Annotated in this window: 16 protein-coding genes and 1 pseudogene; 10 read left to right on the top strand and 7 right to left on the bottom strand. The window is 71.4% G+C overall.

All coding sequences use genetic code 11. From position 1 onward, the window contains the following. The first annotated feature begins 17 nt into the window (after nt 1-17). Both ACGFSH_RS00750 and ACGFSH_RS00745 read left to right on the top strand, forming a co-directional pair. The gene (locus ACGFSH_RS00750) at nt 18-1,094 is read left to right on the top strand and encodes a Gfo/Idh/MocA family oxidoreductase (RefSeq protein WP_393343567.1); all 1,077 of its coding nucleotides are present in this window, start codon (nt 18-20) and stop codon (nt 1,092-1,094) included. Beyond that, nucleotides 1,094-1,600: a heme-degrading domain-containing protein gene (locus tag ACGFSH_RS00745; protein WP_393343565.1), complete on the top strand. Its 507-nt coding sequence runs from the start codon at nt 1,094-1,096 to the stop codon at nt 1,598-1,600. Before ACGFSH_RS00750 ends, ACGFSH_RS00745 begins: the two co-directional genes overlap by 1 nt. 338 nt (nt 1,601-1,938) lie before the next feature. Here the strand turns inward: ACGFSH_RS00745 and ACGFSH_RS00740 are convergent, their stop codons facing one another. The 3 genes from ACGFSH_RS00740 to ACGFSH_RS00730 all read right to left on the bottom strand — a co-directional run bounded on the left by ACGFSH_RS00740 (nt 1,939) and on the right by ACGFSH_RS00730 (nt 4,023). After that, nucleotides 1,939-2,796 (bottom strand): fumarylacetoacetate hydrolase family protein, encoded by an 858-nt coding sequence (locus ACGFSH_RS00740; protein WP_393343563.1) that lies wholly within the window; start codon nt 2,794-2,796, stop codon nt 1,939-1,941. A gap of 115 nt (nt 2,797-2,911) precedes the next feature. Continuing rightward, nucleotides 2,912-3,610 carry a YidC/Oxa1 family membrane protein insertase gene (locus ACGFSH_RS00735; RefSeq protein ID WP_393343561.1) on the bottom strand — a complete coding sequence of 233 codons (699 nt, stop codon included), beginning with the start codon at nt 3,608-3,610 and terminating at the stop codon, nt 2,912-2,914. Nucleotides 3,611-3,741: 131 nt separating this feature from the next. Then, nucleotides 3,742-4,023: a DUF6412 domain-containing protein gene (locus tag ACGFSH_RS00730; RefSeq protein WP_393345437.1), complete on the bottom strand. Its 282-nt coding sequence runs from the start codon at nt 4,021-4,023 to the stop codon at nt 3,742-3,744. A 285-nt stretch (nt 4,024-4,308) separates the two neighbouring features. On the opposite strand from ACGFSH_RS00730, the gene ACGFSH_RS00725 reads away from it, so the two are divergent. The 3 genes and pseudogenes from ACGFSH_RS00725 to ACGFSH_RS00715 all read left to right on the top strand — a co-directional run. Further along, on the top strand, nt 4,309-5,064 hold the full coding sequence (locus tag ACGFSH_RS00725; protein WP_329410318.1) for a hypothetical protein: 756 nt from the start codon (nt 4,309-4,311) through the stop codon (nt 5,062-5,064). Then, the gene (locus ACGFSH_RS00720) at nt 5,057-5,440 is read left to right on the top strand and encodes a GntR family transcriptional regulator (RefSeq protein ID WP_393343559.1); all 384 of its coding nucleotides are present in this window, start codon (nt 5,057-5,059) and stop codon (nt 5,438-5,440) included. The genes ACGFSH_RS00725 and ACGFSH_RS00720 overlap by 8 nt, the downstream gene beginning before the upstream one ends. 106 nt (nt 5,441-5,546) lie before the next feature. After that, nucleotides 5,547-6,374, top strand: a pseudogene (locus ACGFSH_RS00715) (DUF817 domain-containing protein); the annotation flags it as partial. Nucleotides 6,375-6,425: 51 nt separating this feature from the next. Here ACGFSH_RS00715 and ACGFSH_RS00710 read toward each other — a convergent pair. Then, nucleotides 6,426-7,241 carry a class E sortase gene (locus ACGFSH_RS00710; RefSeq protein WP_393343557.1) on the bottom strand — a complete coding sequence of 272 codons (816 nt, stop codon included), beginning with the start codon at nt 7,239-7,241 and terminating at the stop codon, nt 6,426-6,428. 351 nt (nt 7,242-7,592) lie between these two features. Between ACGFSH_RS00710 and ACGFSH_RS00705 the strand changes: the two genes are divergently transcribed. The 5 genes from ACGFSH_RS00705 to ACGFSH_RS00685 all read left to right on the top strand — a co-directional run bounded on the left by ACGFSH_RS00705 (nt 7,593) and on the right by ACGFSH_RS00685 (nt 13,357). Then, nucleotides 7,593-9,068, top strand: a complete 1,476-nt coding sequence (locus ACGFSH_RS00705; RefSeq protein WP_393343555.1) for a beta-1,6-galactanase — start codon at nt 7,593-7,595, stop codon at nt 9,066-9,068. A gap of 119 nt (nt 9,069-9,187) precedes the next feature. After that, nucleotides 9,188-10,210 (top strand): SEC-C metal-binding domain-containing protein, encoded by a 1,023-nt coding sequence (locus ACGFSH_RS00700; RefSeq protein ID WP_393343553.1) that lies wholly within the window; start codon nt 9,188-9,190, stop codon nt 10,208-10,210. A gap of 124 nt (nt 10,211-10,334) precedes the next feature. Beyond that, nucleotides 10,335-10,793: a very short patch repair endonuclease gene (locus ACGFSH_RS00695; RefSeq protein ID WP_393345436.1), complete on the top strand. Its 459-nt coding sequence runs from the start codon at nt 10,335-10,337 to the stop codon at nt 10,791-10,793. Next, the gene (locus ACGFSH_RS00690) at nt 10,753-11,763 is read left to right on the top strand and encodes a DNA cytosine methyltransferase (RefSeq protein WP_393343552.1); all 1,011 of its coding nucleotides are present in this window, start codon (nt 10,753-10,755) and stop codon (nt 11,761-11,763) included. Before ACGFSH_RS00695 ends, ACGFSH_RS00690 begins: the two co-directional genes overlap by 41 nt. Nucleotides 11,764-11,818: 55 nt before the next feature. Continuing rightward, the gene (locus ACGFSH_RS00685; protein ID WP_393343551.1) at nt 11,819-13,357 is read left to right on the top strand and encodes a DNA cytosine methyltransferase; all 1,539 of its coding nucleotides are present in this window, start codon (nt 11,819-11,821) and stop codon (nt 13,355-13,357) included. Between the two features lie 9 nt (nt 13,358-13,366). On the opposite strand, the gene ACGFSH_RS00680 is transcribed toward ACGFSH_RS00685, so the two are convergent. Genes ACGFSH_RS00680 through ACGFSH_RS00670 form a run of 3 tightly spaced genes read right to left on the bottom strand, consistent with a single transcriptional unit; the run spans nt 13,367 to nt 17,384 of the window. Continuing rightward, a complete protein-coding gene (locus ACGFSH_RS00680) occupies nt 13,367-14,260 on the bottom strand; it encodes a DUF6339 family protein (RefSeq protein WP_393343550.1) in 894 nt (297 codons plus the stop codon). Then, on the bottom strand, nt 14,257-15,252 hold the full coding sequence (locus tag ACGFSH_RS00675; RefSeq protein ID WP_393343548.1) for a hypothetical protein: 996 nt from the start codon (nt 15,250-15,252) through the stop codon (nt 14,257-14,259). Before ACGFSH_RS00675 ends, ACGFSH_RS00680 begins: the two co-directional genes overlap by 4 nt. After that, entirely contained in the window at nt 15,249-17,384 is a 2,136-nt protein-coding gene (locus ACGFSH_RS00670; protein WP_393343546.1) for a helix-turn-helix domain-containing protein, read from the bottom strand. Before ACGFSH_RS00670 ends, ACGFSH_RS00675 begins: the two co-directional genes overlap by 4 nt. Between the last annotated feature and the right edge of the window lie 6 nt (nt 17,385-17,390).

Raw genomic sequence — 17,390 nt, 5'->3', positions numbered from 1 at the left:
TTGCGAAAGTGGGGACCATGACAGGTACTCCTCTCCGCGTGGGTCTGATCGGTTACGGCCTGGCCGGTTCCGTCTTCCACGCCCCGCTGATCGCGGCCACCGAGGGCCTCGTCCTCGACACGGTGGTCACCTCGAACCCCGAGCGGCAGGAGCAGGCCCGCGCCGAGTTCCCGGACGTACGGGTCGCCGTCTCCGCCGACGAGCTGCTCGCGCGCGCCGACGAGCTGGATCTGGTCGTCATCGCCTCCCCCAACAAGACGCACGTCCCGCTCGCGACCGCCGCGCTGAAGGCCGGCCTGCCGGTCGTCGTCGACAAGCCGGTCGCGGGCACGGCGGCCGAGGCGCGTGAGCTGGCCGCCCTCGCCGAGGAGCGCGGGCTGCTCCTCTCCGTCTTCCAGAACCGCCGCTGGGACAACGACTTCCTGACCCTGCGCAAGCTGCTGGACGAGGGCGAACTGGGCGACGTCCGGCGGTTCGAGTCCCGGTTCGAGCGGTGGCGGCCGCTGCCCAAGGGAGGCTGGCGGGAGTCCGGCGACCCCGCAGAGATCGGAGGTCTGCTCTACGACCTCGGCAGTCACGTCGTCGACCAGGCGCTGGTCCTCTTCGGCCCGGCGCAGTCCGTGTACGCGGAGGCCGACGTCCGCCGGCCCGGGGCGCAGACCGACGACGACACCTTCATCGCGCTGACCCACGCCAGCGGGGTCCGGTCCCACCTGTACGTCTCGGCGACGACCGCTCAACTCGGCCCGCGGTTCCGGGTGCTGGGCTCGAAGGCGGGCTATGTGAAGTACGGCCTCGACCCGCAGGAGGCGGCGCTGCGGGAGGGCGAGCGGCCCGGCGGCGCGGGAACGGAGTGGGGCACGGAGCCCGAGGAGCTGTGGGGCCGGGTGGGCGCCGGGGAGTCCCCGGCGACCGGCGGCGGCCGACCCGAACGGACCCTCCCCGGCGACTACCCGGCCTATTACGCTGCGGTGGCCAGGGCACTGACCGACGGCGGCCCCAACCCGGTGACCGCCGTCGAGGCGGCCGCCGCCCTCGACGTCCTGGAGGCGGCCCGCCGTTCGGCACGAGACAAGGTGGCGGTGACGCTGTAATGGGCACCCACGAACTCACCCCCAAGTTCACCCCGGAGATCACCCCGAGTCTGGAGGAGCTCCAGGCCCAGGAACGGCGGCTCGTCTTCCGCCGGTTCACGTACGACGACGCGTGGGCGCTCGGCTCGCTCCTGGTGGAGCTGGCCCGTGAACGTCAGGCGCCGGTCGCCGTCGACATCCACCGCGCCGGCCAGCAGCTGTTCCACGCGGCGCTGCCCGGATCGGCCCCCGACAACGACGCCTGGATCGCGCGCAAGCGGCGGGTGGTCGAGCGCTTCGGCGCCTCGTCCTACCTGGTCGGGACGCGCTACCGCGCAAAGGGCACGACGTTCGAGGACTCCTCCCGCCTGGACCCGGACATGTACGCGGCCCACGGCGGCTCCTTCCCGATCACCGTGGACGGAGTGGGCGTGATCGGCGCGGTGACGGTCTCGGGCCTGCCCCAACTGGAAGACCACCGCTTCGTGGTGGAAGCACTGGAACAGTTCCTGGAAAAGGACCTGTAGCCCCCCGACGGCCCCACCGAGGGCCAGCAACCGACCCGCGCTCCGCTGCCCCCGACCCGAGAAGGTCGGGGCACCTCCCGGAGAAGGTCGGGGCACCCCCCGGATCGCTCCGCAGGAGCGCCTCAAGGGGCGCGGGGAACTGCGCGCCCAGCCACAACCGCCCCGCACCCGACGGACGACGGCAGCCCCCACCCCCTCGGTCCCGCCCGGACAACCCCCGACCGGCCGGGACCGCCGGCCCAGTGGAGGCCCCCGGCCCGGTGGGTCCCCCGCCTCGGTGGAGGCCCCCGGCCAGGTGGGTCCCCCGGCCCGGAACCACCAGCTCACCCAGCGGAGCGCTACGCGTCCTTGAACGCCTGCCGCTGCCTCCCCAGCCCCTCGATCTCCAGTTCCACCACGTCCCCGGCCCGCAGGAACGGCTTGGGCTCGGGCGCGCCCAGCGCCACGCCCGCGGGCGTCCCGGTGTTGATGACGTCACCGGGGTACAGGGTCATGAACTGGCTGACGTAGCGCACGACCTCCCCCACGGGGAAGATCTGCTCGGCCGTGGTGCCGTCCTGCTTCAGCTCGCCGTTCACCCAGAGTTTCAGGGACAGGCCCTGCGGGTCGGGGACCTCGTCGGCCGTCACCAGCCAGGGCCCCAGCGGGTTGAACGTCTCGCAGTTCTTCCCCTTGTCCCACGTTCCGCCGCGCTCGATCTGGAACTCCCGCTCGGACACGTCGTGGGCGACGGCGTACCCGGCGACGTGCGCGAGCCCCTCCTCGGCCGACTCCAGGTAGCGGGCCGTGCGCCCGACGACCACCGCCAGCTCGACCTCCCAGTCCGTCTTGACGGACCGGCGCGGCACCAGGACGGTGTCGTACGGCCCCACGACGGTGTCCGCCGCCTTGAAGAAGACGACGGGCTCGGCGGGCGGCTCGGCCCCCGTCTCCCGGGCGTGGTCGTGGTAGTTCAGCCCGATGCACACGATCTTGCCGATCCGCGCGAGCGGCGGTCCGACCCGCAGCCCGGTCGCGTCCAGGGCCGGCAGCTCCCCGGACTCGGCGGCGGCCCGGACCCGGCCGAGCGCCGCGTCGTCGGCGAGCAGCGCCCCGTCGACGTCCGGGACGACCCCGGAGAGGTCCCGCAGGACCCCGTCGGAGTCGAGCAGCGCGGGACGCTCCGTTCCGGCCGTACCGACTCGCAGCAGCTTCATGGTGACAATCTCCCTCGATCGCGGGTCGTCCGCCGACGGGTGCAGCCATCGGATGACTGGTCGATCCTCCAGACCGGGCGTCCGCTCCGCAATACCCGGTTCACGTACTGGACCGTCACCGGTGCAGGACGGCGCGCTCGACCGCGCTCCAGGTCGTGCTCGTGATCACGTACAGCGCGGCGGCCAGCGGTACGACGGCCACGGTGACCAGCGTGAAGAAGGACATGAACGGCATGGCCTTGGTGAGCGCGCCGACGCCGGGCGTCTCCTGGCCGCCGGTCACCGGCAGCGGCGTCCGCCTGGCGCGCCGGCAGTTGAAGGACGCGACGGCCGTGACGACGGCGAAGAGCACGAGGTAGACCAGCCCGGCCTCGCCGAACGGGCCGCCGTGGGCGAGCGCGTCCGTCCAGCGGTCGGCGAGGGGCGCGGTGAACAGGTGGTGGTCGAGCAGCGCGTGGCCCGCGCCGTCGGCGGAGGAGCCGGAGAAGAGGCGGTAGAGGAGGAAGAACGCGGGGAGCTGGAGCAGGCTGGGCAGGCAGCCGGAGAGCGGCGACACCTTCTCCGCCGCGTGCAGGTCCAGCACCGCCCGCTGGAGTTTCTCGGGGTTCCTGCCGTGCTTCTCGCGCAGTTTCGCGATGCGGGGCTGCAACGCCGCACGCGCCTTCTGCCCCCGGGCGGCGGCCCTGGACAGCGGATGCACGAGGAGTCGTACCGACGCGGTGAACAGGACGATCGCGGCGGCCGCGGACGCGGCGCCGCACAGGGGCTGGAGCAGGTCGGCCAGGTGCTCGACCAGGCCGGCCAGGACGGACACGGGCGCGGACAGAAGTGCTGACGGATGTACGGACATGGGTGAGGAGCCCTCCGGGGGTCTCGTCGTGCCGACGGTCGGGGAATGCGGCATGACGACCCGCGCGGGGTCACGGAGAAGAGGCGGTCCGGGCCCTACGCGGCAGTCGCCGGGAGGGCGTGGCCGGGAGCCCGGGGGCGGGGCCGGCCGGAGGCGTCGGGATCGCGTTGCGGCAGGAAGGCCGTACGCCGGGCCCGGTCCCTGATGGCCGTGCGGACGCGGGTGGGCGGGACGGCGGGCGCGCTGCGCGCGGCGATCAACGCGCAGACGGCGAGGGCCGATCCGGCGGCGGCGGTCGCCGCGAGCGCGACGGCGGCCGAGACGGCCGGGAGTCCGCCGGAGTCCAGGAGGAGGACGTCCACGACGAGCAGCAGCAGAAGCGGGACGGCACGCGGAAGCGGGCGGGACGTCCGTCGCGTCGCCGGACGCGAACGCCGACGCGGGCGCGGACGCGGCACCGGAACCCGGTCACGGAACACGTCTGCCCCTCCCCTCCGCCGCCGTCGGTAATCGGTTTATACCCCACTCCGGCGGCCGCGGTCAGGTCCCCGCCCGCCCAAGGCGCCTTTTGTATCAGGGGTTTGACACAAGATCCCGCTCACGGCATCTTGTACCCACCTCTTGTACTCACCACTTGATACAAGTATCGCCGGGGGCCCGACATGCTCGACACCGTCTCGCCAGAACGCCTGCTGGCCCGCGCCGACCTCTGCGCCCGCTGGGCCGGATTGACGCTGGGCGCCGTCCTCGCACAGGCGCTCGGGGCCATGGACAGCGACGACCTGGCCATGCGCTTCCTCAGCGCGGTCACCGCGTTCGGCCTGTGCGCGGTCGGCGGCGTCCTGCTCGGCGACTCCCTGACGCCGGCTCCGCAGGAAGCGGTCCGCACCGCCGCCCTCGCCCCCCGGCGGGTCCGCGACCACGTGCCGCCCCGGATGGCTCCGCTGCTGCTCTTCCAGACGGCGTGCCTCCTCGTCTTCCTCACCGTCGGATCGCTCGCCGCCTCCCCCGACCCGGCCGGCCGCGCGGGCCGGGCCATCACCGTCACCTGCCGGAGCGTGACCAGACCGCTGAGCCCCTGGCCCGGCCTCTACTACGCCGCGCCCCTCCTCGCCTCCCTCGCCGTCGGCACCGCCGCCTGCGTCTGGGCGCTGCGCCGCATCGCCCACCGCCCCGGCGACAACCAGCAGCGCCACGACCGCTCGTGGGCGATCACCGCGGCCTGGGGACTGCTGGTCTCCAGCCAGCTGCTGATGGTGCTCGGGATGATCGGCAGAGTGCTGTCCCGCACGACCTGCGCCGGCATGCTCGGCAACCTCACCGCGCTGGTGATCTACCCGCTGAGCCTGGTGACCCTGTTCAGTCTGGGATGGTGCCTGTTCACCATCGTCGTGCCCAGGGCCGTCGGCGATGAGTGAACCCGCGGTCCGCGTGGACACCACGAGCCAGGTGCCGCCGTTCGAGCAGATCCGCGCCCAGCTCGCGGCCCTGATCGTCACCGGCCGGCTGACCGAGGGGGAACGGCTGCCGACCGTGCGCCAGCTCGCCGCCGACCTCGGCCTCGCGCCGGGCACCGTGGCCCGCGCCTACCGCGAGCTGGAGGCCGCCGAACTCATCCGCACGCGCCGGGGCGCGGGCACCCGGGTGGCGGCGCCCCCGGCCGGGCCCGCCCACGCCGATCCCACCCGGCTCGCCACGCTCGCCCGTGACTTCACCGCCTCCGCCCGCGCCCTGGGCGCGGACACCGAGGCCGTCCTGACCGCCGTCAGAGAAGCCCTGGAGGAAGGGTCGTAGGCGAGCGGGGAAAGCCGCGAGACGCCCCGCGCGGACCGGGCCGAGGGCGCGCGAGGAACCTGTGGGGACCCCGTGGGGAACCGGCGGGGAACCCCGGCGCCTCTCCATGACCATGCACACGCTCCGCCGCCCCCACGCGATCACGCGCCGCGCCACAGCCCTGGCCCGGCGCGCATCGCGCCCCGCCCGGACCACAGGGCGCCCTGCCCGGAGCGCAGCAGCGCGCCTGGCCGGGCAGCTGGTGCGCTTCGCCCGGGTCCAGGCGCGCTGCTGCGCTTTCGCGGTCGCGCTGTTCGGCGGCATGGCCGTCTCCAAGCTGCTCGCGTCGCACCTGTCCTTCCCGGTGGCCCGCTACGACCTCCTCCTCGTCTACGGCGTGCTGCTCACCGCCGTGGGCTTCGCGCTCGGCTGGGAGACCCGGCGGGAGGTGGCCGTCGTGGCCGCCTGCCATGTCCTCGGGCTCGCCTTCGAGCTGGTCAAGGTGCGGGTGGGGTCCTGGAGCTATCCCGAGTCCGGACTGACCAAGATCGCCGGGGTGCCGCTGTACGGCGGCTTCATGTACGCGGCCGTCGGCAGCTACGTCTGCCGGTCCTGGCGGCTGCTCGGCCTCACCCTGACCGGCTACCGCGCCCGCGCCACCGCCGTGACGGCCGTCGGCCTGTACGCCAACTTCCTGAGCCACCACTGGCTGCCCGACCTGCGCCTGCCGCTGGGCGCCCTCCTGCTCGTCGCGACGGCGGGGACCTGGGTGCACTTCACGGTCGGCGAGCTGCGCCACCGCATGCCGCTGGCGCTCGCCTTCGCGCTGATCGGCTTCTTCCTCTGGCTCGCCGAGAACATCGCCACCTACCTCGGCGCCTGGACCTACCCGTCCCAGCTCCACGGCTGGGAGCCCGTCCCGGTGTCCAAGTGGATCTCGTGGGCCCTGCTGATCAGCGTCACGTTCGTCATCTGCGGGGCGCGACGCCACGGGCCTTCCCCGGCGCTACCCGCGAGAACGCGTCGCGACCAGCACGGCCCACACGACCATGCGGTACCGGGACGTGTACTCGGGCGTGCAGGTGGTGAGGGTCAGATAGCGGCCGGGGGCGTCGTAGCCGTAGGCGGGCCGGGTGAGGGACCGGGGGACGGGCCGGATGACACCCGTGTCACGGGGTGACGTCCGCGGCAGGATCCTGCCGACCACGTAGGTGTAGGCGGCGTTGCGGGTCTCGACCTCGACCTCGTCGCCGCTGCGCAGCCGGTCCAGCCGCCGGAACGGCTCACCGTGGGTGTTGCGATGCCCGGCCACCGCGAAGTTCCCCCGCCGGCCCGGCTGTTGGGTGCCGGCGTAGTGACCGACGTACCCCTTGTCGAGGACGTCCCGCCTGCTCGTGCCCTCGGCGACGGGGACCCGCAGACCGAGACGCGGGATGCGCAGGACGGCGTAGGCCTGCGAGGAACGGGGCGGCGCCCCGCCGCCCGGCCGCCCGCCGCCGCCCCCGGTGTCGGGACCGCCGTCGAACCCGCCGTCGTCGCCCCCCGAGGTGGAACCGGATCCGTCACCGACGCCCGGACCCGCCCCCTCCCCTGCGCCCGCTCCCGCTCCGGCACCGCCCCCGGCCCCCCATTCCCGCTCCAGCGCCTCCACCCGCCGCTCGGCGCCCGCCCTGGCCTCCCGGTTGGTCCACCACAGCTGATGAACGACGAGGAGCAGTACCAGCACCCCGGCGGTGACCAGCACTTCGGCGCCGCTCCAGAGCACCCGCCGGTACCGGGCGCGTCGGCGCCGCGTGCTGTGCTGAACGAGGGGGATCCGCACGCGGGCACGATAGGCGGCGAGGCCCGAGGTCTCCATACCGTTCGCACGCTCGAACCCGGCGCAGCCCTTCCTCCACAGGTTTGAGAAAGGGCCGTCAGAACTCTCGACAACACCACGGAGCACCCCCGATGCTTCGTGACGCACGGCCCCGCAGCCGCACCCCACGCACCGAAGCAGAGCCGCACACCCCCCGCACCGACGCAGAGCAGCGCACCCCACGCACCGACGCACCGACGCACCGACGCACGCAGGCACTCACGCACAGCCGCACTGCCGCACTGCCGTACAGCCGCACCGACGACGCCGGCCGGGACGACCGGGCGTCGATCGCAGTCATGAAGCGGAGAAGTCATGATCCGACGCAGGACACTGCTGACGGCCACCGGAGGCGCGCTCCTCGGAAGCGCCCTCGCGACGGGCACCGCCCGGGCCGACTCCACCGTCGCCGTCAACCCTTCGACGACGTACGGCACATGGGAGGGCTGGGGCACCTCCCTGGCCTGGTGGGCGAACGTCTTCGGCGCCCGGGACGACTTCGCGGACATCTTCTTCACGACCAAGTCCGTGTCCTACAACGGCAGGACCCTCCCCGGCCTCGGCCTCAACATCGCCCGCTACAACCTGGGCGCGTGCAGCTGGAACAGCGTGGGCGGCACGACGATGGCGGTCTCGCCCAACATCCCCGGCTTCAAGCAGATCGAGGGCTACTGGCAGGACTGGAACAACGAGGACCCGACGTCGTCGGCCTGGGACTGGAGCGCGGACGCCGCCCAGCGCGCGATGCTCCAGAAGGCGGCTTCGCGCGGCGCGACGACGGAGCTGTTCGCCAACTCCCCCATGTGGTGGATGTGCCTGAACCACAACCCGTCCGGCGCCTCGGGCGGCGGGAACAACCTCCAGTCCTGGAACTACCGCCAGCACGCCTCCCACCTGGCGGCGGTCGCCTCGTACGCCAAGGCGAACTGGGGCGTGAACTTCGCGACGGTCGACGCCTTCAACGAACCCTCGTCGTCCTGGTGGACGGCGACCGGAACGCAGGAGGGCTGCCACATGGACGCGACCGTCCAGGCGGCCGTACTCCCCTACCTGCGCAGCGAGTTGGACAAGCGCGGCCTGACGGCGACGAGGATCTCGGCGTCGGACGAGACCAGCTACGACCTGGCCCGCACCACCTGGAACTCCTTCTCGTCGACGACGAAGGGCTACGTCGACCGGGTCAACGTCCACGGCTACCAGGGCTCGGGCGGCCGCCGCGACCTGCTCTACACGGACGTGGTCACGACCGGCCGCAAGGCGCTGTGGAACTCCGAGACCGGCGACAAGGACGGCACCGGGCTCACCATGGCGGGCAACCTGCTCTACGACTTCCGCTGGCTGCACCCGACGGCGTGGGTCTACTGGCAGGTCATGGACCCGTCGGCCGGCTGGGCGATGATCCGGTACGACCCGGACACGCTGGCGGCCGGCGCGGTCACCACGAAGTACTACGTGATGGCCCAGTTCAGCCGGCACATCCGCCCCGGCATGACGATCCTCGACACCGGCGTCAGCTACGCGGCGGCGGCACTGGACAGGAACGCGAAGCGCCTGGTCATCGTCGCCGCGAACACGTCGTCCTCGGCCCAGACCCTGACCTTCGACCTGTCCCGCTTCACCACGGTGACGGGCGGCTCGTCGGGCCTGGTCCCCCGCTGGAACACCCTGACGAGCGGCTCCGGCGACCTCTACACCTCCCACTCGGACACGCACCTGAGCGGCAAGACGATCAGCGTCCCGTTCGCGGCGGGCGCGGTGCAGACCCTCCAGGTGGACGGCGTGACGATCTAGACCGTTTTCGAAAGTGCCGTCCACTGCGTGGACACCCCGACGACGGGCTGATCTGCAATCCGTGCCCCTGGCCTGCAGATATCTCTCCTTCGTCAGTGGGCGGCGCTACGGTGTCATCCATGCGCCCCGACACGCCTGCCGAGAACGTCGACCACACCGCCGAAGCGGCACGCCTGGAGCGGACCGCCGGCCTGTACCCCGAGGACGCGGAAGCCCTGCTGTTGCAGTCCGCGGCCCACCTGGAACTGGCCGGCGACCGCCCCGCCGCGACGACCCTGTACGACCGCCTGCTGTCGTCCTCGGACAGCCTGGAGAACCCGCACCTGATCCGCGCCCTGAAGGCCGCGAACCTGTGGGAGTACGGACACGAGGCCGAGGCCCGAGCCATCATCGACGGCATCCGCGCCACCGCCCCCCGCGACCCGGCGCCCTGGGTCATCGTCGCCGAGTCGCTGGAGGCCCACGACGAGCTGGAGGCCGCGCACAAGACGTTCACCGAGGGCGTCACCCTGCTCCTGGCGGACGTCCCCGAACCCCCGCCGCACTCCTGCCACCCCCTGCTCTTCGGCCGCCACCGCGTACGCCGCATGCTGGGCGCGGGCCACGACGACTGGGATGTGCTGGCCGACACCCTCCACTCCTCGCCCGTCCCCCTGGACGAGCTGCACGACCCCAAGCGCGTCTGGTCCCTGGGCTCGGACAACCCGGCCGAACTGCGGGCGGAGATCTCCCGCCTGCGCGCCGAGCTGGGCGCCTACCGCGAGGAGCTGTCCCGCCCGTTCCCGGTGGCGGTCCTGCACTGGCCCACGGGCGAGCTGGCGGAACTGGTCGCCGCCTACCCGACGCTCTCGGACGAGTACCCCTCGCACGAGGAGCACCTGGCGACCATAGAGGCGTCCCTGCGCGAACTCGCCGCCTCCGGCACGGCCAACCTGGGCATCGTCACCGGCACGGTCCCCTCCTACGAGGCCTTCGCGGCCTCGGAAGCCTCCTCCCCGGCAGACACCGACCTCCTCCCCCAGTACGCGACGACCCTGGCAGCAAGGGGAAGGGCCACGGAATGGCCGCCGGAGCGGGGGGCGGCGTGCTGGTGCGGGTCGGGAAAGACCTACGGGGTGTGTCATGGGACGGGAAGGGTCTGAGACCGGAATCCCGGCGCTACGGAGCACCCCCCGGCGGCGACACACCCACCGTGACCTGATGTATGCGTGAGGCTGGACGACAGTGAACAGCGTGACGCCTTCCTCTCCCGGCGTCTCGGCCCGGATGAGCAGGCAGGCGAGCAAGGACACCGGTGTCGAGCTCGCCGTACGGCGGCTGCTGCACGCCGACGGCATGCGTTACCGCGTGGAGTACCCCGTCCCCGGCATGCCACGAAGACGGATCGACGTGGCGTTCCCCCGGGCGAAGGTGGCGGTCCTCATCGACGGCTGCTTCTGGCACGGCTGCCCGCTGCACGCCACCCGCCCCAAGGCGAACGCGGAGTGGTGGCGGATCAAGCTGGAGCGAAACATCGCACGGGACCGGGAGACGACCGAGCATCTCGCCGCCCAAGGGTGGACTGTGTTGAGGTTCTGGGAACACACCCGGCCGGAGGAGGTCGCCCACACGGTGCGCGCCACGGTGGAACGCCGGAGACGCGAGTTGCGGGAGAGTACCGCCCTGCGTCGGGAGGCAGGGGAGAATGGTCGGCGAACGAGCCGAGGGGGAAAGACGGTTGACTGACGGACTGACTTTCGTGGACGTCTGCTCCGGTGCGGGCGGGCTGGCGTCGGGCCTGGAGAGTGCGGGCTTCACACCCACGCTGCTCCTCGACGACAAACAGCAGGCGTGCGAGACGCTGCTGGCCAACCGACCGCACTGGAACGTCGTCCGTGAGGATCTGATCGACTTCGTTCCGGACGAGCACCGGGAGAGTCTGGACGTCGATCTGCTCTCGGCCGGTCTTCCACGAGTGAAGTCCACTGCCGCGGTGGGACGTCCGGACAGCGAGCCCGAGTTGCACCTGCTGCGGGCCGCGGTCTATCTCGTTCACGGAATCCAGCCGCGCGCAATGCTCCTGGAGAATCTTCCGGCACTCGTGCACTCGCCCGCGTACGAGGAGGTGCGTCGGTTCATCTCCGAGGAACTCACCCACCTCGGCTACCGGTTGTGCTGGTTCGTGTTGAACGCGGCGGACTTCGGCGTGCCCCAGGACCGGGAACAGGGCGTCCTGGTGGCGCTCAAGGAGCCCTGGTTCGCCGGCTTCACCCCGCCCAGGGCGACGGTCGACACGCATGTCCCGCTCGGAGAGGCGCTGCGGAAGTCCATGGCGGCGCGGGGCTGGGCCGAGGCCGACGCCTGGGCGGATCAGGCGAGCACCGTGGCTCCGACACTCGTCGGCGGTTCGGACAATCGCGGGGGTGCCGACGTCGGCCCCACCGGCACGAAGCGCGCCTGGGCACGGATGGGGATCAACGGGGGTGCGTTCGCCGACGAGGTGCCAGGACCGGACTACGTGTGGCCGCGCTCGGACGACGTGGCACATATGCCGAAAATCACGGTGGACCAGGCCGCCGTCGTGCAGGCATTTCCCCCCGACTGGCAGATCATGGGCCAGAAGACCGCCCGATACCGGCAGATCGGCCACGCCACCCCGCCGCCGGTCGGCAGGGCACTCGGCGTGGCGATCGCGGCGGCTCTCAGGTCCTTGTGATCACGTCGATTTGTCGGTCGTGACACCACCCGATCGCCGGCTACACTTCTCGCACATGAGCCAAGTCACGCATCCACCCTCCTCACCTGCGGTTTTTCGCATCCTGGACCTGTTCGCGGGGCCGGGAGGGCTGGATGTGGCGGCGGCCGTCCTGGGATATTCGGTCACCGGCATCGAATGGGACGAGAACGCCTGCGCCACGCGGGCGGCGGCGGGCATGGACACGTTCGCCGGTGACGTGCGCGAATACCGGGCTGCGCTCTTCCCGCGCGCCCAGGTCCTGACCGGCGGCCCGCCCTGCCAGACCTTCACGGTCGCGGGGCACGGCGCGGGGCGCAGGGCGCTCGACGAGGTACTGGCGTACATCGGGCAACTGCACGACGCGGTGCGCGAGGAGGCGACGCCCTGGCGGGAGATCTACCGGGTCTGGCGCGGGATCTCCGAGGAGCTTCGGCGCAAAGCGGTCGAGGCGGACGTGGTCAAGGAGGAGAAGCGGGCCGCCGAGGCGGCCCGTTCGGTCGCCCGCAAGGCGGCCAGGGCGTCCCTCCTCGGGCACGGCTGCTCGGACGCGGAGATCAAGGCCACGTTGAAGACGCTGGAGGCGCCTCAGGGGCCCGCGCTGGAGGACACCGCCCTTCGGGACCTGCTCGTCGGCCTCACCTCCCTGGAGGAGGTTCTCGACGGATGCCGGGCTCGGCTCGAGGAGTTGGGCGACGAACGCACGGGGCTCGTCCTGCAACCTCTCTGGTGGGTGATCGAACGAAGCCGGCGCCCGGGACTCGATCCTTACGAGGCCGTCGTGCTGGAGCAGGTGCCCGCGGTGCTGCCGGTGTGGGAAAGGTACGCCGAGGTGCTCACCACCCTGGGCTATCGGGCCCGGACCCAGATGATGCACACCGAGGCGTTCGGGGTCCCGCAGACCCGCAGGCGCGCGGTGCTCATGGCGAGGCTCGGAGATGTCGACGTCCCGGAAGTCGTGGAGACCCACGAGCGCTACCGGCCTGGCGGGACCCCCTCCGTCGCTCGAGGTGCGGACCGCGGCGACGCTCTCTTCTGGGAAACCGACGACAGCGGCCCGGGTGGTACGACCAAGGACCCCTGGGTGTCCATGGAGGCAGCCTTGAAGAAGGCCAGGGGCATCGCGCCGGAACTTCCCGATCGCCCCGCGTTCACCGTCGTGTCGAACTACGGAACCGGTGGCGACCCGGGCGCCCGCGGACGCCGTGATCACGACGCCCCGTCTTCGACCGTCACCGGGAAGGTGTCCCGGAACCGACTCGTGTACAAGGGCACCGACACCGACCTCGCCGAGTTCGACCGTTTCGACCTGGCCGAGGCGGGGGTGCTCCAGACGTTCCCGGTCAACTATCCCTGGCGGGGGCGAGACCGATCCCAGCAGATCGGCAACGCGGTACCGCCCAGGCTCGCACTCCACGTCCTGCGACAGGTGCTGGAGCCGGGAGCGGGCGACGAGGAGGCGCGCTCCCGGCTGGAGCAGGCCCTGACGGATCTGGAGAGCTGGCGTCCGCCGGCCGGACCGACGCAGGTCCGGCGACGGACCGACTTGGAGGGTCACCCACTCACCGGTGGGTGACCCGTCCCGTCAGACCTGGGGCGTCCGCCCTCTGACCGGGGCCGTCTCGAAGAGTTCCGCGAAGTACGCGGTCAGCCTCTCGATCGACTCCTCGGACACAGGTTCTTCGTCGGGGCCGCTCGGCAGGTCGATGCGGTCCACGGCGGGGGCGTTCTCGGCCTCGGCGATCCAGCGCCGCAGATCGTCGGGGTCTCTCGGCGCGTCCTCGACCATGGCGTCGTAGACGAGGGTGGCGCCGGCGGTGTTCACCGCGGCCATCAGGCCGTTGATCTCCCGACCGGTGGTGGCGATCCCCTTCTGGAGGACTCGGACCAGTGCCTGGGCCGTGGGCCGGTGGTCGATGAGGGACACGCGCAGGACGGTGTGGATCAGGTCCTGGTTGGAACAGGCGGCCTCCACCGGCGAGTAGTCCGGACCGTTGCGGAACAGTTCGGCCGCCCACCACAGACGCGAGAAACACTGGCGGTCGGCGACGCCCTTGAATCGGGCCGGGCTGATGCGCGGCTCGGGACTCTTCGCCGTGGGCGTGCCCATGTGCCGCCATGCCACGTAGTCCGGGGCGACGCCCAACGCGAGGTGATTCCAGATCCGCTGGTCTGCCGCTTCCCGCCGATTGATACGGAGCGCGGCGTGAAGTCGGGGGGCCAGCCACGCGTCGGCCGCGGTCCGGTTCTCCGTGCCCTTGTAAGGCGCGTCCTCGATCAGGTCCCGCAGCGGTTCGACCTTCCAGCGGGGATCGTCCTCCGACAACGGCTCGACGACCTTTGCCAGGTCGACTCCACCGTGCCCCTGGATCCCCCGCAGAAGATCCTCGGTCAGGAAGGGGTCGGCGGCCGTGGCGGAGAGCAGACCCAGTCGCTCGGGAATGTGCTGAGGCGCGAGGTGCTGGTACCGGTCGTTCACGGCTGGTCCTCCCGATTGTTCCGCTGGAGCGCACGCAGCATGTTGGTGAGCGACTGGCGCGCTCCCGCCCGACGTACGGCCGCGTAGTGGATGCGGGTCTGGAGTTCGACCCACCCCGCGTCCTGGGTCCGTCGGCGCTGGACCTGACGGAGGGCGTCCTCGGGACGCAGGCCGGGTACCACGTCGGGGAGCATGTCCCGCAGCACCTCCCCTCTCCAATCGGTGGGAAAGACCGGCGACCCATCGGGTTCGATCTCCAGATCCCCGATCGCGCTGTGGAAGACGGCCGTCCACACGTCCGTGGCCATCTGGGACAGCAACAATTCGTGGACCTTGTTCTCCATCCCGCCGGCTTCTCCGTCGAGAAGGTCCGAGAACCCCTCCACGTCGGTGTTGACCATCACCAGGGGAAGCCGGCCCGAGGCGTCGACGATCCAGGGCACGTCGGCGTACGGGCGGAGCCATTCACGGGCGCTCTTGGAGAAGCTCGTCTGTTTCACGTCCAGTGCCAGGCCTTCGAGCGGTTCCTCCGCCGTGGTGTCGATCTTCCAATCGGCGTCCGTCTCGGTGATCATCCTGCCGGGGATGTCATCGACGGTGGCCACGGCATGGACCATGAGGGAGGCACGCCCCGCGTGGTCGTCACGGCGTACGTCGATCGTCCCGGACCACTCCTTGCTGTCCGGGCCCTCCTGGGTGAGCTCCACGGAGGTACGCACGTTGGTGTCGCCGTCGGTCAGCACCGCGAGGACCCGCAGCTCGCTCCACGGGGCGTCGGCGTCCGTGGCCCCGGGCGGCAAGGTGGCGGACAGGGCGATCCTGGCCGTCACCCAGTCCTCGTGCTGGGCGACGCCCAGAGCGACGGTTCGCTTCGGGGTGGAGAAGGACGAGGTGTCCAGACGGTCACGCGAACCGTCGGGCAGCTTCAGGGAGACCGAGGTCACCCTGAGCGTGACGGGACGGTTGAGTCGCTTGTACGGGTAGAACTTCATGCCTCACTTCCGGCACGGAGTTCGAGTACGAGCCGCGTCAGTTCGGTGCGGACCGGATGGCTGGTGGGATCGGTGGCGCCGCGGAAGACGGCCCGGCGGGCACCGGGCGTGAAGTGCAGGACGTTGTCCCGGACCTCGCAACCCTCCACTCCGACCAGTTCGGCCCAGTCGAGCCGTGGCCGCCCACCGGAGCGGACGTCGAGAAGGACCATCGGGGTCATGGCGGGCAGTTCGTCGGCACGCGGCAATTTCACTTCCGCGGTGATACGCCATTCCCTCTTCTCACCGATCGTGGCGTCCAGTTCGGAGAGTTCCGGCAGGCCCGAACCGGCCGGGCGTCCGGCCGGCGCGGACCTGCGCGGGACGGTGAGCTTCTTGCGGAGCTTGGTGCTCTCCTGCGCTCCGGGACGCTTGGGACGCACGACCAGTTCCTTCACCGCGGAATTGACGTCCGTGGTGAGCCGGGCGATCCGATGGTGGGCGCTGTGGGACCAGCGGAGCGTCAGCTCCTCGGTCTGGCCCCACCGATCGTGCTCGGGCGGCTCGGCGGCCCGCAGAAACTCCTCGGCCTCACTCGCGAAGGGCGCCGACTCCCCCGCCGCGTGCCCCACCAGCAATACCGCCTGGAAGGCCGTGACACCCAGCGGCAGACCGTGGACGGACGACTTCTTGATGGTCATCCGGTTGCCGCGCAGGGAGTGGACCTGGTTCGGAGTCCCGTCCCTGTCCTCGCCCTCCGTCACGAGGAGCACACCCTGATGGACGCCGAGGGTGCCCTGTCGACCGCCGGACAGGGGAAGCTTGAACGGGATGTGCCGGAGCGCGACCTGGCCCGACTCGGTGAGCCGGTCCACGGTCGTGCCCTCGTAGAAAGCTCGTAGGGCCCGGCTGCGGGAAGGCTCCTCCTCCATGGGATCGACCTGCTGCTCCTCCACGACGACCTCGCCGTTGCGCAGGGTCCGCACCGAGGTCTCCAGCAGCGGGAGACGGGAGCCCCCTCCCGTCATGGCCGCCCAGAAGTCGCGACCCAGCGCCTCGACCAGGCGCTTGTGCATGCTCCTGATGTCACGGGTGCCGTCATCGCCGCCCTCGGTCTCGGCGGAGGAGTCCTTGGCCGGGTCGAGGCTCGCCACGTCATGGGCGCCGACGATGAGGAAGGAGGTGCCGGGCTCGGCACTGTCACGCGTGAGGTGGAGGCGTTCGACGGTCTCCTCGTCGGCCCACCAGGACCGTACGACCTCGGCACTGTGCGTCTCGGGGTCGGGGCGCCCGAGCCATGCGGGGCCCGCGTACGCCGTGCCGCCCACGGAACGCCACGGCAGTTCCAGCCGCCCGATGACCCGACGCTCGGTACGCCCCTCGTGCGGGACGGAGAGAGTGGAGTTGATCAGCACCAGGCCCAGCGCGCTGGTCGCCCACAGAGTGGCCTTGCCGAGGCCGTACGAGCCGCCGGCTCCGGAACCGGACTTGAGGCTCTCCAGCTGTCGGCGGACGACGGCCGCGAACTTACCGTCGTCGTAGTCGTCTCCGGTGAGGCCGGAGGCGTTGTAGTCGTCGACCCGCAACAGGATCAGGCGACCCTTCTCGAACATGTCGCGCACACCGGCGTCGACGACCCGGCCCACTTTCTGGTCCGCGGACGATTCTGAGACAGCCGAATAGTGCGGCTGGAGCTCGTCCCAGAGGAGCGCGGCGCGAAAGGCCTCCAGTTTCTCGCCGGTGAGTTCATGGATGGTGTAGCGCACGCGCACCGGGCGGCCGTTGTGGACGATCCGCTCGTCGAGGCTGTTCTGACAGGTTTCCCGCGCGAGGACCTGGACGTCCGCATCGAAAGCGAAGGCCGCGGCGTTGCCGCCGTCGCGCCCTCCGTCCCGGTAGCCGGGTCGGTGGTACCAGGTGACGGGCAGACCGGCCTGGGTGTCCGCGGTGCGGGTGTGGACCGTGCCGAGGTCCGTGCCGAGCGCCTCGGCGATCTGCGCCATGACAGAGGGGCGCGGCACCGAGCGCCGAGTGACCCATGCGGAGACCGCCGCGCGGGTCATGTTGAGTTCCTTCGCCAGCTCTGTCTGGCTCATGTTCGAGATCGCAAGCTGACGGGCCAGCCAGGGCCCGAACTCTTCGCCGGCCTCCATGTGCCT

Source organism: Streptomyces sp. NPDC048481, from assembly GCF_043200075.1.
Lineage (GTDB): Bacteria > Actinomycetota > Actinomycetes > Streptomycetales > Streptomycetaceae > Streptomyces.
This window is presented reverse-complemented; position numbering and strand designations above follow the sequence as displayed.

What these genes read in the sequence shown, in the direction of transcription:
- ACGFSH_RS00750 (WP_393343567.1), top strand. Translation starts at nt 18, where the DNA reads ATGACAGGTACTCCTCTCCGCGTGGGTCTGATCGGTTACGGCCTGGCC.
- ACGFSH_RS00745 (WP_393343565.1), top strand. Translation starts at nt 1,094, where the DNA reads ATGGGCACCCACGAACTCACCCCCAAGTTCACCCCGGAGATCACCCCG.
- ACGFSH_RS00740 (WP_393343563.1), bottom strand. Translation starts at nt 2,796, where the DNA reads ATGAAGCTGCTGCGAGTCGGTACGGCCGGAACGGAGCGTCCCGCGCTG.
- ACGFSH_RS00725 (WP_329410318.1), top strand. Translation starts at nt 4,309, where the DNA reads ATGCTCGACACCGTCTCGCCAGAACGCCTGCTGGCCCGCGCCGACCTC.
- ACGFSH_RS00720 (WP_393343559.1), top strand. Translation starts at nt 5,057, where the DNA reads ATGAGTGAACCCGCGGTCCGCGTGGACACCACGAGCCAGGTGCCGCCG.
- ACGFSH_RS00705 (WP_393343555.1), top strand. Translation starts at nt 7,593, where the DNA reads ATGATCCGACGCAGGACACTGCTGACGGCCACCGGAGGCGCGCTCCTC.
- ACGFSH_RS00700 (WP_393343553.1), top strand. Translation starts at nt 9,188, where the DNA reads ATGCGCCCCGACACGCCTGCCGAGAACGTCGACCACACCGCCGAAGCG.
- ACGFSH_RS00695 (WP_393345436.1), top strand. Translation starts at nt 10,335, where the DNA reads ATGAGCAGGCAGGCGAGCAAGGACACCGGTGTCGAGCTCGCCGTACGG.
- ACGFSH_RS00690 (WP_393343552.1), top strand. Translation starts at nt 10,753, where the DNA reads ATGGTCGGCGAACGAGCCGAGGGGGAAAGACGGTTGACTGACGGACTG.
- ACGFSH_RS00685 (WP_393343551.1), top strand. Translation starts at nt 11,819, where the DNA reads ATGAGCCAAGTCACGCATCCACCCTCCTCACCTGCGGTTTTTCGCATC.
- ACGFSH_RS00675 (WP_393343548.1), bottom strand. Translation starts at nt 15,252, where the DNA reads ATGAAGTTCTACCCGTACAAGCGACTCAACCGTCCCGTCACGCTCAGG.
- ACGFSH_RS00670 (WP_393343546.1), bottom strand. Translation starts at nt 17,384, where the DNA reads ATGGAGGCCGGCGAAGAGTTCGGGCCCTGGCTGGCCCGTCAGCTTGCG.